Raw genomic sequence first — 15276 nt, forward strand, 5'->3', positions numbered from 1 at the left:
ATTTATCTCATATACATCCTTGACGAAGATAGTTTTCAGCTCATTCTTTTACCCTCTTTGTATAAGAGACATGAAGTGGCATAGTTAATTTAGCCACCTAATAAGAGATGTTATGATCACTTCATAGCAGCATTAGGTAGCGAGATGAAAAAGAAAACACGTAAGACATTTAGCCCAGAATTTAGATTAGAAACAGCGCAGTTAGTAGCTGACCAACAATACACACAAAAAATTAACAAAACATCCATGATAATTCATTACAAAGCAACCTGGAATTCCTTGTCGGCGCAGCCATGGATTGTTCACGAAGCGCATGCTTAGTGGCAAAGCCATGCATTAGTGCGTCATTAGAAAAAAGAAATGGATTCCGGCTCAAAAGCACACCGGAATGACGTTTGGGAAATACGCCCGAAATATATATTTGCAACAGTAGCGAAAAACTTCAGTGCTATTTTTTGCTTTCACTACAATCTAACCACTGCTTCATGCTGCTAAGTCTGCTCCACTCTGCTTTATTCTGCTTTTAGTGGCGCAGCCATGCTTTTGATTTTCCTGCGACTCAAAGCTCGCTATTTTTTATTACAAACTCAAGAGGTCGATTGGCATGGATAGCCAATTGAGTGGTGTTTTGTCGGGAACAAATCAGCACGGCCTTTGGAGTTTATAAAAAATAGAATTAGAGCTTTGCTGGAGACCGGCCTCTTTTGCTTACTTTTCTTGGCTGTTGAAGAAAAGTCAGTCGCCCAGCAGGGATGCTGGATGAAAATCCGCAATGGATTGCAGTGAACGTAGTGAATAATCTTAGTGTGCGCAGCACATGCATGTGCACGAAGTGCATGCTTAGTGGCGCAGCCATGTTTTTGATTTACCCGCGACTACAAATTCCCCATCAAATAGTTGGCTTGTCGAATGTCCGAACAAGGACGTTCGGACAAGGCAATCTTTTATAGCAGGACGTGACTTATTGCCGTTTCGACAAAAAAGCCAACTATTTTCTGGAAAAGGAATTTGTTTGGAGCGCGGCTCTTTTGCTTACTTTTTACGGCTGTTGGTAAAAAGTAAGTTGGACGAAATGGATTTCGTTTGAAAAAAGGCAGGGATGCCGTGTGCGTAGCACATAAGTGAGCGAAGCCATGCTTGGTGCTCGCAGAGCATGCCTTACGACGAAGTCGTGCTCCGTGCACGAAGTGCATAATCTTAGTAAGCCCAGCGCATAAAAAAGGGCGAAGCCCATGCTTCACCCTTATTTTGTTATCCAGAAATTCTGCAATACCTTGCAAAAAATCTAATTTTTTTCGTCAATATACGACTCTATTGGCGCACAACTGCAAATCAAATTCCTATCCCCATACACATCATCAATCCGATTAACCGATGGCCAAAATTTATTGCGTGCCACGGCTGCTACTGGGTAGGCGGCTAGCTTGCGGTCGTAACTGCGGTTCCATTCATTATCACAAATATCATCAAGTGTATGTGGTGCATTAAACAATGGATTATCTGTAGCGCTCCACTCACCTGCTTCAACTTTAGCGATTTCTTGACGAATAGACACCATAGCTTCTATGAATCTATCTAGCTCCATTTTAGACTCAGACTCGGTGGGCTCAATCATTAAGGTGCCGGCCACTGGGAAACTCATTGTCGGTGCATGAAACCCATAATCGTTTAAACGTTTGGCTATGTCTAACTCACTCACGCCGCTTGCTTCTTTTAATGGGCGAAGGTCAATAATACATTCATGGGCCACGCGGTCGTTACGGCCACGGTACAACACTGGGTAATGGCTGCTGAGTTTATTGGCCACATAATTGGCATTTAACATAGCCACTTCTGTGGCTTTTTTAAGCCCTGCCCCACCCATCATTTTGATGTACATATAGCTAATAGGCAAAATAGACGCGCTGCCCCAAGGTGCAGCTGATACTGCTCCCATTCTATTTGATGAATCACGCTCTCGTATTTCACTATCTCCCGCGTTTTCTACACCTACCACGGTGTGATTAGGTAGAAATGGCGCTAAGTGTGCTTTTACGCCTATTGGCCCCATACCTGGGCCACCACCACCGTGGGGAATACAAAAGGTTTTGTGCAAGTTAAGGTGAGACACATCTGAGCCTATAAAGCCAGGAGAAGTCACGCCCACTTGCGCGTTCATGTTGGCGCCGTCCATGTACACTTGGCCACCAAATTCGTGCACTATGTCGCACATTTGTTTGATGGTTTCTTCGTACACACCGTGAGTGGATGGGTAAGTGATCATGGCGCAAGATAGGTTTTCACCCGCCTCGGCGGCTTTTTTACGCAGGTCGTCTATGTCCACATTACCGTTTTTATCACAGGCCACCACGACTACTTTAAGGCTGACCATTTGCGCAGACGCAGGGTTAGTACCGTGAGCAGAGCTGGGGATAAGGCAAATGTTTCTGTGTCCTTCACCTTTGCTTTCGTGGTATTTCTGAATAGTGATCAAACCTGCATATTCACCTTGAGCACCAGAATTAGGCTGCATAGACAAAGCATCGTAGCCGGTAATTTCAATTAGCCAGTCACTTAACTCGTCGATCATTTGTTTGTAACCTTGAGCTTGCTCAAGTGGCGCGAATGGGTGTAATTGGCCAAATTCAGGCCAAGTCACCGGTAACATTTCAGCTGTGGCGTTGAGTTTCATGGTACAAGAGCCGAGGGAGATCATAGAATGATTCAAGGCTAAATCTTTGTCTTCCAATGACTTGATATAACGCAACATTTCGGTTTCGCTGTGGTAACTATTGAACACTTTGTGGGTTAAAAATTCGCTGCTGCGTTGTAATGGTGCAGGAATAGATTGGCTGCCATTGTCGATAATATCTTGGTCAAATGCGCTGATGTCTAACTCTACATTGGCCCCAACAAAGGCTTGATACAATGCCTGTAAATCTTCACGGGTGGTGGTTTCGTCTAAGCTGATGCCTAACACGCCGTCTATATCGGTACGCAAGTTTAAATGATTGGCTAGTGCAGCTGCGGTGATTTTATCTTTGTTAGCACTTACTTTCACGCTAAGGGTATCAAACCATGTATCATTCAACAGTTCGAAACCTGATTTTTGCAAGCCTGCCGCTAAAATATCGGCAAATCGATGAATACGCGAAGCTATGGTTTTCAAGCCTTGTGGACCATGATAAACGGCGTAAAAAGAAGCCATGTTGGCTAACAATACTTGGGCGGTACAAATGTTTGAGTTGGCTTTTTCACGGCGAATATGTTGCTCACGAGTTTGTAATGCCATACGCAGTGCAGGACGCCCGCGGGTGTCCTTCGACACGCCAATAATGCGCCCCGGTAATGACCTTTTATAACTATCACGCGTGGCAAAAAATGCCGCATGTGGGCCACCGTACCCCATAGGCACGCCAAAACGTTGGGCGCTACCTAATACCACGTCGGCCCCTAATTCACCTGGCGATTTTAGCAACACTAAACTCAGTAAATCAGCGGCTACCGCTACTACGGCTTTATTACCTTGTAGCGCTTTGATGGTATCTTCAATGTCGTTAACGGCGCCAGTGGTGCCTGGGTATTGCAACAACGCACCAAATAAATCGAGCTCTAGGGCTTGCTCCACTTTGCCTACCACTACTTCAAAACCAAACATGTCGGCACGATTTTGCACCACATCTAAGGTTTGTGGGTGTACGTCGTCGGCCACAAAAAAGGTGTTGGCTTTGCGATTTTTAGACACCCGTTTTGCTAAGCCCATAGCTTCGGCCGCAGCAGTGGCTTCATCTAACAGCGAGGCCGATGCCAACTCCATCCCTGTTAAGTCAATCGTGGCTTGTTGAAAGTTTAGTAAAGCTTCAAGGCGACCTTGCGCAATCTCTGGCTGATAAGGGGTATAAGCGGTGTACCAACCCGGATTTTCTAACACATTGCGTAAAATCACATTAGGCGTGAGCGTATTATAATACCCCATACCAATGAACGAACGATTGATTTGGTTTTTGGCCGCGACTTCTTTTAAATATGCTAATGCCTCGGTTTCGGTATTGGCTTCACCAATATTGATGGGTGAAGTCAAACGGATACTTTCAGGTACCGTTTGTTGCATTAAATCATCTAACGAGCTTGCGCCAATAGCAGACAACATGTCAGCCATTTCAGCATCACTAGGGCCAATATGGCGACGGATAAAATCTTGCTTTTGTTCAAGTTCTGATAAAGAAAAATGAGTTAATGACATAACGAGATACAATTTCCAAACTAAGAATGAGGGATAAATAAAAGGTTTACTAATAATCAGTAAACCTTAAAATTTTAAACTAAATAACGGACTAAATAGCGAATGATGAAAAGCGATTACTCTTCTTCGATACTACCTTCGTACCCTTCAGCGTCTAATAACGATTCTACTTCAGTTGGATCTTCTGCTTTAATTTTAAACAACCAACCATCACCGTAGGGGTCTGAGTTAACTAACTCAGGTGATTCTTCTAAATCTTCGTTAACAGCAACAACTTCACCAGTAATTGGCGCATAAACGTCAGATGCCGCTTTAACCGACTCAGCTACAGCGACGTCATCACCGGTAGAAATTTCATCACCAACATCGGGTAGTTCAACAAAGACCATGTCTCCTAATAATTCTTGGGCATGTTCACTTATGCCTACGGTAAATACTCCGTCACCTTCGGGACGAACCCATTCATGAGTAGAGGCGTAACGTAAATCTGTTGGAATATTGCTCATTGTTGTTCCTAATAATTATCAACTAAATTGTTTAATACCAAATTGGTATGACGGTTATAAGACACTTTTGCCATTGCGGACAAAACTAGGTTTAACCACGTCTACTGTAACCCACTTTTTACGTAATTCAACTTCTGCGGTTTGTCCCACCGATGCCGGCACTCTGGCCATGGCTATACTGTGTCCTAGGGTAGGAGAAAATGTGCCAGACGTGATTACGCCTTCGCCACCAGCGACTTTTACTTTCTGCCCTTTGCGCAGCACGCCCTTCTCTTTCATCACTAGGCCCACCAGTTTGTCGGTGCCTTGCGTTTTTTGTTGTTCTAGCGCTTTTCGACCGACAAAATCACGGTCTTCTGGTTGCCAAGTAATAGTCCAAGCCATGTTTGCGGCAAGGGGCGAAACTGTTTCGTCCATATCTTGGCCATATAAATTCATACCTGCTTCTAAACGCAGGGTATCACGAGCGCCTAAACCGCAAGGCTTAACCCCCACATCTAATAATTTTTGCCAATACTCGGCAGCATCTTCGCTTGGCACCATAATTTCGTAGCCCGCTTCGCCGGTATAACCTGTGGTGGCAATAAACAAGTCTTCAGCTTGCACACCATAAAATGCCTTCATGCCTTCTACTGCTTCTTTTTGGGCTGCGCTAAATAGCTCGGCGGCTTTATTTTTTGCCTGTGGTCCTTGCACGGCAATCATGGCAAATTCAGGGCGCTCGGAGATCACAACATCAAACCCTTCAGCTTGTTGCAGTAACCAGTTCATGTCTTTTTCTCGAGTAGCCGAATTGACAACTAAGCGATAATTAGTTTGCTCAAAATAATAGACGATCAGGTCATCTACTACGCCCCCAGCTTCGTTTAGCATGCCGCTATAAAGAGCTTTGCCCTTGTCTTGTAGTTTTGCTACATCGTTGGCTAGTAAATAACGCAGATAGTCTTGGGCTTGGCTGCCTTGTACATCAACAATAGTCATGTGCGAAACGTCAAACATACCTGCACCTTGGCGTACAGCATGATGCTCTTCTATTTGAGAGCCATAATTAATCGGCATTTCCCAACCATGAAAGTCCACCATTTTGGCATTAGATTCCAAATGTTTGCCGTGTAAAACCGTTCTATTTGACATAGTAATTGTGACTCGTAACAAAACAATGCAAGGAGTATAAGTAGCCGAATAGTTAACAACAAATTGAAATTTTTAATCTATACATTTACTTTTCTTATGAATATTAGAATAATCATTAGTAACTATTATTTAAAAGGCAGTTAGCGTTGCTTATGAAACAACTTTCTCTCGACAACTTACGTACTTTTGTCACTGTGGTGGATTTAGGCGGATATGCGAAAGCTGGAGATGTGTTAGGTCGTTCCCAACCGGCTATAAGCCTACAAATCAAGCGCATAGAACAACAACTAGCGGTGCGTTTGTTTAATAAACAAGGGCAACGTCACATAGTAAATCTCGACGGTCAAAAAGCTATATAAAACAGCCAAACAAATGCTAGCCCTTAACGATGCGGTATTTAGGCAGTTTCAGCCTTCCAATTTAAAGGGCCGGATCAGACTGGGGATTCCCAGTGAATTTGCCACGACTTTGTTACCAAGTATCATCGGTGAATTTGGTAAGTTGTACCCAGATGTATCGTTAGAGGTGACATCAGCCTTGAGTAAATCACTGTTGTCGATAGAAAATAAAAATCAGTTTGATTTGATCATGGCGCTCATTGATCCCCAGGCAAAAGCTGAAGGGCAATTATTGCTTCACGACGAGTTAGTGTGGGTAGGTGATCGCAGTATACAACCTCATCCGAGTCAAATTGCCTTAGTACTCGCACCAGAGGGCTGCATGTACAGAACCCGTGTCATTAACACCTTAAAACAACAGACCCAACAATGGCGAATTACTTATACCAATGCCGATTTAAGCGGTATCACCGCAGCAATTAAACAAGGTTTAGGTATCAGTGCGTTGGCTAAAAGTAGCGTTCCTAAACAACTAGATATTCTTGATCATGGAGACTTACCGACTTTAGGCACGATCAAAATATGTTTATTTACCGGCAATACGCCACATCCGCAAGCCTGTGCGAAGCTGGCTGAGTTTATCCAATCTAGACTACAAGCATAAATTTTAGGCATAAAAAAACGCCAATAAAAATATTAGCGTTTTTAAAAATATAAGTTTTAGCTTGAACTACATTCCTTGCAGTGCAACGACTATAAAAAAACCTGTCACTAATAATAACAGCGACAACATTCTTTTGTGATACTTTCCATGATAATACGCTTTTCTGCGCTCCTTAAAAAACAGGCTATCAGGATATACTCCTGAGGGCTGATCGTTTGCATTTAAATCTTGTTTCAAAACTTCCCCCTCAAAATATCAACTCGTGTTAAACAGGATATTTTTTATACTACACACCATAGGATAAAATAATATCCCAGAAGTTCAATAAAAAAACCTTTATTTTAACAAACGATTAACCTTTGAGGTTTTTAGTCAGATTTTCGGCAAACTTGTTCACTTAATCATCGGATTTTAAGCGTACGTAGGTTTTGTACTTTTTCTGTAACAGCTTATCAATGTAACGAGTTAGTTTAATTTTTTGACTCAAGGCGTTATCTAAGGCATCAACTAGCTCGGTTAACATGGTTTTGTAATATTCCACATCTTTTATTTGCCCTTCGCCAACAGGCAGATCTAATATACCTATAGATTGTGTAGGCGGCGTTTGTGCCGGCTGTGTAGCATGCGCAGACTCGGCGGGCGCGACATTATCATCTACATTTGTTTGCTGTGGTGTTTCAGGACGAAACATTTCTTCAGACACTTCTTTAATCACGTTATCAACCGCTGCACCGTCAAATGTCTCTAATTCTTCCAAGAATCCATAGAGTAAGATCCTATCCATTAACGTATTGATCCGTCTTGGTACGCCAAGTGTGAAACGATAGATTTTATCAAATGCTTGTTGCGAGAATAATTCTTTTCCATCCCAGCCAGCATGAGTCATACGATATTCAATATACGCTGTACACTCAGAGTCAGTTAAAGGTGCTAAGTGGCAGCTGGCAACAATACGCTGCCTAAACTGTTCCATGTTTGGCGCTCTTAAGATTGGCTGCAATTCTTCTTGGCCTAATAAAAAGCTCTGTAACAGAGGCTTACCCGCAACTTGAAAGTTAGACAACATGCGCAACTCTTCAATTGTCTCTAACGGTAAATTTTGAGCTTCATCCACCAGCAATAAAGCCCGTTTGCCTTCTTTGTGAAGCCCCATTAAATATGCTTCTAGATCATTTAAGATATCTGTTTTAGTGCTGCCTTTAACAGGTACATTAAACTTGCTAGCCACCATTTTCACTAATTCGTCTGGGCTCAGCTTAGGCGATACAATTTGCGCAGCCACAATATCTTGCTGCATTTGATCTAATAAACTATTGGCTATGGTTGTTTTTCCGGTTCCGATATCACCTGTAATCACAATAAAGCCTTCAGCTTGGGACAAGCCATATTGCAAATAAGACATGGCTCTTTTATGCCACTTACTGCCAAAGAAAAAACTAGGGTCAGGGGTTAACTGAAAAGGCTTTGAATTAAGTCCGTAATAATTTTCGTACATAGTGGTAAATCGCTCGAGCCGAAGATAAAAAGTAACATCTATTGGACGGTAAGCTTAAGGATATACGCCATGCATAGCAATCTTTAATAGTTATGCGTTGTGATATATAGAAAAATAATGGCATACGCAGCCCGCCGCAACGAACAAGTGCCAGACAGCATGAGTATAGGGTATTGATTTAGCTACATAAAATATAACACCTACGGTATAACACCCTCCTCCAGCTAATAGTAACCAAAAGCTTTGTGCGCTCAAAGAATGATATAAAGGGTAAATCAGTGCAACCGCCAGCCAACCGAGGAACAAATAAGTGATTAAAGATAACTTAGGCCAGCGGTTGGCAAACAAGCATTTAAAGCCAACCCCTAAAAAGGCGATAAACCATATCAACAATAGAGATAAAAACCCTACCTCTCCGCCTACCGTAAGTAACAAAAATGGCGTATAGGTGCCGGCAATTAGAATATATATGGCGCTATGATCGACTATTTTTAGCTTTGCCTTTACATTCGGCTCACGTGCGCCGTGATACAAAGTTGAAGACAAAAACATGCCCATCATAGATAAGCAATATACGCTGTAAACCACTTGGCTATATATATCGTCTACTCGCATCCATAGGATCACCAATCCAATGGCAGACATGACAAAACCGATGGCATGAGTAGCACTACTTAGCCATTCTTCGGTATTTGAATAAGGAGGGGAGAAACCGCCAATGATTACACCTTAAAGCACAGAACAACGGCTACCACGTTTATTCTGTCTTCGGCTTGGCATCTTTACTGTCTTGCGTGCCTATTCCTTTTAGCAATCTGCCTAAAATGTCTGCGCCAGTTATCACTCTACGCTCGTTATTCGACCAAACTAAAATAACATCAGCATGCAAGACTTCATCTGAATGCGCATCCAAATCATGTGATAATTTCAGATTTTTCATTGCTTCACCTAGTGAGCATTGTTCATCTTCAATTATCAAAGGGCGATGACAGTAGGCGTAAGGGTCTTTATTGGCATCTTCGGTAATGGTAGCCCGAATAAAACCGTCGGCATCTAACATTAATAAAGGTGTGTCTTGCTCGTCAGTAAGCAATACCCATTTGTGACCAGAACGGTTAACTTCTTGGGTAAAGGCAGAAAACTGCTCACTGCCTACATCAGGTAGAGTCGGTAAATCAAGTTTACTTGGTAATTTAAGAACACTGTTTGGATCTAAACTTTCACCTTCTTGACTTACCGTTATTTTATCAACTTGTAAAAAGTTTAATGCGCCCATTCCTTGCACTTGCTCCATATCTGTTTCTTCAGATTCTATATGGGCATTGATGATCGCGGTCAGCTCTTTCTCTCTAAAATAGGTAATGCCTTCTCGTCCTAGCCAACCATCTAACACTAGAGCGGTCAGCTTGGCGACGGGAAATAATAGCACTTGATAAAATTTGATAATGGGCGTCAGCTTAGAAGCCACAGTCAGCGCATTACGAGAAAAATAAGCTTGTGGAAAAATCTCCCCTAAAAAGGTGATGACTATGGTAGAAAACATAAACGAATACATACCCGCCAACACCGAATCAGATAACAAGGTCAGCAATACGTTTATCGATACATTGCCCCACAGAATGGTCGAAAGTAAAAAATTAGAATCTTCACGCATCGACAAAATTACCTTGGCACTGCTCCGCCCCTGCTGCGCTTCAACTTCAAGCTGTAGTCGACTAAGACTAAAAAAGCCAAGTTCAAGCCCGAAAAAATAGCAGACTGGGTGACGCAAAAGGCAATGCCGATCCAAATTAAAATATCATAAGTCATTAAAGTGTTACTTCTCTCAAAAATTAATAGTTAACAATCATTACTTGTGGTTTTGCTGCTCTGGATTAAGAATTCTAACTTCACGTTGAGGGAAGGGAATTTCTATACCATTAGCACGTAGTGTTTCAAAAATAATCAACAGTAAATCACCGCCTACCCTGTTTTTACCATCATCAATACCTAACATCCAAAATTCAACAAACATGTTGACCCCAGAATCACCAAAGCTGTCTATTTCGCAATCTGGTCTTTCTTCAAATGGCACATCTAAACCACTGATCACTTGTGGGTGTTCAGCCACGGCTTCTTTAATCAATTCCACCATACTGCGAATATCGGTGGCATAAGGCACAGAAAAATCGACCCGATAACGTTGCTTAGGATCTTTATGGGTCCAGTTGACCATTAATGAAGAAATGAACTTTTCATTGGGCACTAAAATGTCTTTGCCGTCATAGGTTTCTAATACCGCATAACGCATTCTAAACTCACGAACAAAGCCTTTTTGACCATCGTCTAATTCCACAAAATCGCCCACGGTCAAAGAGCGGTCAAGTAATATGATAATTCCAGAAATAAAGTTTGAGGCGATAGATTGTAAGCCTAATCCCAACCCAACCCCGACGGCGCCACCAAATACCGCTAGAGTGGTTAAATTCACGCCCATCACATTTAACAGCAGCAGTACCACAATACAAAATAAGCCAACTTCAAATAGCTTGCTGAACACTTCTTTTGTTGGTACATCTAAGGATTCTTGTTTACGGATTACCGCCTTACCAAAATTATTCGACGCTCGGCCCAGCCAAAATAAAAAGCTACCAAAGATCAATACGCGGCACACACCATAGGCAGACACGCTGACATTTCCGACGTTTAGCGACACTTCTTCAAGGGCGCTAATTACCGCCGGCAACAAATCCAATAAATGCAACAGTAAAATAGGTAGGCCAATCCATCGAAACATTGACGCTACAAACTTATGCATAACAAAAGCGCGGATTAAAGAGTTAAAAAACAATAACACCGCGATGGCCAGCGCTGATTCAATTAACCAAGGCGTGTACTCTAGCTTCTCACCTGCTTTAGTAGATATTTGTAACAACACAATTGCCAGCAAAGGAAACAATATACCTCCGACTCTAAAGGCAAGTTTGCGCACCGGATGAGCGGTCAAATCTGGCTCATTATGGGTAAGGCCAATTCCGTGGCGAATTTTATATGCGGCCAAATAACTGATCATATAAATAGTCGCTAAAATGGCGAGTTGAATATACGTGCTAGTGTCGGCTAGCGCGTGTTCTGCGGTGTGTAGAAAGTCAGTCACAGTAGTCACAATCGGCGAACTGCTCATAAGTGTAAACTCGAGTAATCATAATAGGCGTACTATGAAGCATTTATCAGAATTTGCCTAGAAACTGTTGACGATTATTGATTATTTTTTGCTAGCGACTTAGCTAGCCTAAGTCGCCGCTAGGCGGGGCAATCTGATTGACATATGTAGTGTAAACCTTAAGCTTAGCTTTTATCGAACATTCAGATTAGAAAGAGATTTTTATCAGTATTTCAGCGAATAAAATCGAGACACCGAACTGCGCCGCCACTACAGAAATAGCGCAAGAGAAATCGTGGAATGTGTATATCATCGAGAATAAACTTGGCCAATACTACACAGGGATTTGCACCGACATAAACAGACGTTTTCAAGAGCATCAATCTAACGGCCCAAAATGTGCCAAAGCGTTAAAAGGAAAAGGACCTCTTACGTTAGTATTCCAGAGTAGCGTAGCTGACCATTCTCAAGCGTTAAAAACAGAAATCTGGATAAAAAAGCTAACCAAGGCTAACAAGGTAATGTTAGTGAAGAATCAATTAACTGAGTCCCCTATTAAGAACATGCACCTCATTCAGGAGTCGTTAAAATGAGCATAACATTGCAAAACTTGCCACAAGAATTAGCCACGCTAGGCCAAGCGCGTTGGCTGCAGTTGTCCAGCCATAAAGACTTTAATTGCGCGCTGAAAGACCATGAACAACTAATCGTCCAAGCTATATCACTCAGTGACTTTATTTTTGAGCAGATCAGCCACAAACCTGATTGGTTACACGCTTTACTGATTGAAGAACAACTGTTTGCAGAACAAATTGACTATTGCCAACATTTATCCACAACGCTGGCGACGGTAGAAGACGAACTAGCTTTACATAAAACCCTCAGGCAATTTCGCAACTTTCATATGCTACGCATTGCTTGGCGTGATTTACTGAATATGCAACCAATCGAAAACTCTTTAGCTCAAGTATCTGATTTAGCAATACAACTGATCAATCAATGCAACGATTGGCTATACGCATTATTACAACTCAGGTTTGGCACCCCTGAAGGTGAGCATGGCCCGCAACCGATGCTTGTTCTAGGCATGGGGAAACTAGGCGGCGGAGAACTCAACTTTTCGTCTGACATAGATTTGATTTTCACTTATTCCGCTCAAGGCGACACCCAAGGTGGTAAAAAGTCTATCGAACACCAACAGTTTTTTATTAAGCTGGCACAAAAACTGATCACCGCTTTAAATCAAATTACCGCCGACGGACAGGTGTATAGAGTGGATATGCGATTACGTCCATTTGGTGACAGTGGCCCTTTAGTTTTACATTTCGACGCCATGGAAGATTATTATCAAGAACAGGGCAGAGACTGGGAACGTTATGCCATGCTTAAGGCGCGCATACTCAATAGACCAGATGCCTACACAGCAGAATTAAGCCAAATTCTAAGACCATTTATTTATCGACGTTATCTTGATTTTAGTGCCATAGATTCACTACGGACCATGAAAAATATGATCCAACAAGAAGTGAGACGCCGAGGGCTAGTCAACAATATTAAACTAGGACAAGGTGGGATCAGAGAAGCTGAGTTTGTGGTGCAAAGTTTACAGTTAATTAATGGTGGCCGAGAGCCCAGCTTACAGGTGCAAAGTTTACAACGCGCTTTAAGCGAATTGCAAAATCTCGATATTTTGCCTCAATCGAGTGCAGAAAAAATACTCAGTAGTTACATGTGGCTGCGTAAAGTCGAGCATTGTCTACAGCAGTTTGCGGATAAACAAACGCAAGTTTTACCACAAAATCCTATCGACCAAATCCGTCTTAATCATGTGTTAGGTTACCAGCAAGCCGAAGATTTTATGCAGGCCTTGCATCAACACCACAACTGTATTCACCAGCAGTTTTTATTATTAGTGAAAGATGAGCACGAGAATAACACCAAGCCTGTGGATACCCATGACCAAGTTGCTTACGATTTATGGCATCTTGATCTTGAGCCTGATGAAATTGAAGCTCTGTTTATCAAATTAGCAAAAGAGCCGCTTTTAACATTTTCAGCCGAGCAACTCAGTGACTTTTATCAAACCTACATCACCTTTAAAGACAATCTGCAAAAACGTGTTATAGGGCAAAGAGGCTTAAGTATATTAAACAACTTAATGCCATTAGTATTAAAACTCATTTGGTCTTGTGAAGCCCATAACCCATTAACATTGCAAAATAGAATTTTAACCGTACTACATGGCATTTTAGGCCGCACTGCCTACTTGCAATTATTATGGGAAAACCAAGGGGCGCTAGAACAACTCATCAGGCTTTGCGATGCTAGCCCATGGGTAACCGAACAAATATCTCGATTCCCATTACTATTAGATGAACTATTAAACCCAGCAGCGTTATATCAACCGGTTGACAAAGGCCAATTTAGTGATGAACTACGACAAGTATTTTTACGAGTTGAACCCGATGATTTAGAACTACAAATTGAAACATTACGCTCATTTAAACTCAGCCAACAACTAAAAATAGCCGCTGCTGACATCTCCAATGCACTCCCTATAATGCAAGTGAGTGACTATCTGACCTATTTGGCAGAAGCCATTATCAATCAAGTGGTCGACCTCGCTTGGCAGCAAATGGTTGACCGATATGGCGTACCCATCTGCCAAGACACTGGCCCTAAAACCAATGAAGACAAAGGATTCGCCATTCTAGGTTTTGGCAAAATGGGGGGCTGGGAATTGGGCTATGGTTCAGATTTAGATTTAGTCTTTATTCATGATTGCCAAGGCAACGAAGGAACCAACGGCAAAAAGTCTATAGAGTCTAAAAGCTTCTACTTAAAGCTTGCCCAACGGATAGTGCATATTTTCACGATAAAAACAGGGCTGGGCATATTGTACGAAGTAGACATGCGACTTAGACCGTCTGGTAATGCAGGGTTATTGGTATGCCATATTAATGGGTTTACTGAATACCAAAAACACGATGCATGGACCTGGGAACATCAAGCCTTGTCCAGAGCCCGGTTTATCTCCGGATGCCAACGACTGCACACAGCGTTTAGCCAATTGCGCCTAGCTATTCTCTCCATGCCCAGAGTGTTACCAGACCTCAAAAAAGAAGTAGTAGATATGCGTGAAAAAATGCGCACTCATTTAGCCAAAGGTACGGCCGACTATATTGACTTAAAACAAGATAAGGGCGGAATAGCTGACATCGAATTTATTGTGCAATTTATGCTGCTGGCGCACACTAAAAACGAGCCCAAACTGGCCAAGTGGACTGATAATATTAGAGTGCTCACTTCGTTAGCAACCTATGACTGTCTGCTAGAAACCGAAGTACAAACCCTTACTCACGCTTATTTGGCATACCGAAACAGTTCTCATCGACTGGCCTTACAAAATGGTCAATTAGCTAAATCAACGCCAGAATTATTGGCGCATCAACAAAATGTCATAGCGATCTGGGATAAATATTTAACCTGAGTTCTGGATAAGAAGTATCGTTTAAGCTAAACACTAGTTTACGCTAAGCAATATCAATATAATTCAATGACTTAATATATTTTGTCTACATAACTTGAGCTAAATGTTACTCGGTAACGAAGTTTTTCGTATAGCAAGGCGGATTGTTTGTACGTCATAACGGGTTATTGCTAAACAATCCAACGCCGCTAGACACAGAAAGAGCGTTATCCAGAGGTTCGGCTAATCCAGGATTCAGGTTATTAACGATTGATTAAGACTAACGGCGAGCTTGGGTGCAATATT

Annotated in this window: 10 protein-coding genes and 2 pseudogenes; 4 read left to right on the forward strand and 8 right to left on the reverse strand. The window is 42.2% G+C overall.

Annotated elements, in window-relative coordinates; all coding sequences use genetic code 11:
• The first annotated feature begins 144 nt into the window (after positions 1-144).
• Positions 145-321, forward strand: coding sequence for a hypothetical protein (locus RS130_RS22175; RefSeq protein WP_316027732.1), 177 nt, complete (start codon positions 145-147; stop codon positions 319-321).
• A 964-nt stretch (positions 322-1285) separates the two neighbouring features.
• Here RS130_RS22175 and gcvP read toward each other — a convergent pair.
• The 3 genes from gcvP to gcvT form a co-directional block, all read right to left on the reverse strand.
• Entirely contained in the window at positions 1286-4222 is a 2937-nt protein-coding gene (gene gcvP / locus RS130_RS22180; protein WP_316027733.1) for an aminomethyl-transferring glycine dehydrogenase, read from the reverse strand.
• Between the two features lie 116 nt (positions 4223-4338).
• Positions 4339-4728, reverse strand: coding sequence for a glycine cleavage system protein GcvH (gene gcvH, locus RS130_RS22185; protein ID WP_316027734.1), 390 nt, complete (start codon positions 4726-4728; stop codon positions 4339-4341).
• A gap of 54 nt (positions 4729-4782) precedes the next feature.
• Positions 4783-5862, reverse strand: coding sequence for a glycine cleavage system aminomethyltransferase GcvT (gcvT, locus tag RS130_RS22190; protein ID WP_316027735.1), 1080 nt, complete (start codon positions 5860-5862; stop codon positions 4783-4785).
• Positions 5863-6014: 152 nt separating this feature from the next.
• Between gcvT and RS130_RS22195 the strand changes: the two are divergent.
• Positions 6015-6864: pseudogene (locus RS130_RS22195) on the forward strand (LysR family transcriptional regulator).
• A gap of 66 nt (positions 6865-6930) precedes the next feature.
• On the opposite strand, the gene RS130_RS22200 reads toward RS130_RS22195, so the two are convergent.
• From RS130_RS22200 to RS130_RS22220, 5 genes and pseudogenes are all read right to left on the reverse strand, one after another.
• A complete protein-coding gene (locus RS130_RS22200; protein WP_316027736.1) occupies positions 6931-7101 on the reverse strand; it encodes a hypothetical protein in 171 nt (56 codons plus the stop codon).
• 160 nt (positions 7102-7261) lie between these two features.
• The gene (locus RS130_RS22205) at positions 7262-8359 is read right to left on the reverse strand and encodes an XrtA/PEP-CTERM system-associated ATPase (RefSeq protein ID WP_316027737.1); all 1098 of its coding nucleotides are present in this window, start codon (positions 8357-8359) and stop codon (positions 7262-7264) included.
• A gap of 90 nt (positions 8360-8449) precedes the next feature.
• On the reverse strand, positions 8450-9082 hold the full coding sequence (gene trhA / locus RS130_RS22210; RefSeq protein WP_316028122.1) for a PAQR family membrane homeostasis protein TrhA: 633 nt from the start codon (positions 9080-9082) through the stop codon (positions 8450-8452).
• A 34-nt stretch (positions 9083-9116) separates the two neighbouring features.
• A pseudogene (locus tag RS130_RS22215) lies at positions 9117-10168 on the reverse strand (DUF21 domain-containing protein).
• 40 nt (positions 10169-10208) lie between these two features.
• Positions 10209-11522: a mechanosensitive ion channel family protein gene (locus tag RS130_RS22220; protein WP_316027738.1), complete on the reverse strand. Its 1314-nt coding sequence runs from the start codon at positions 11520-11522 to the stop codon at positions 10209-10211.
• A 281-nt stretch (positions 11523-11803) separates the two neighbouring features.
• Between RS130_RS22220 and RS130_RS22225 the strand changes: the two genes are divergently transcribed.
• Together RS130_RS22225 and glnE are read left to right on the forward strand one after the other, a co-directional pair.
• The gene (locus RS130_RS22225; protein ID WP_316027739.1) at positions 11804-12094 is read left to right on the forward strand and encodes a GIY-YIG nuclease family protein; all 291 of its coding nucleotides are present in this window, start codon (positions 11804-11806) and stop codon (positions 12092-12094) included.
• Positions 12091-14991 carry a bifunctional [glutamate--ammonia ligase]-adenylyl-L-tyrosine phosphorylase/[glutamate--ammonia-ligase] adenylyltransferase gene (gene glnE / locus RS130_RS22230; RefSeq protein ID WP_316027740.1) on the forward strand — a complete coding sequence of 967 codons (2901 nt, stop codon included), beginning with the start codon at positions 12091-12093 and terminating at the stop codon, positions 14989-14991. Before RS130_RS22225 ends, glnE begins: the two co-directional genes overlap by 4 nt.
• Positions 14992-15276 lie beyond the last annotated feature (285 nt).

The sequence above is a fragment of the Paraglaciecola aquimarina genome (assembly GCF_032464635.1).
Classification (GTDB): domain Bacteria; phylum Pseudomonadota; class Gammaproteobacteria; order Enterobacterales; family Alteromonadaceae; genus Paraglaciecola; species Paraglaciecola aquimarina.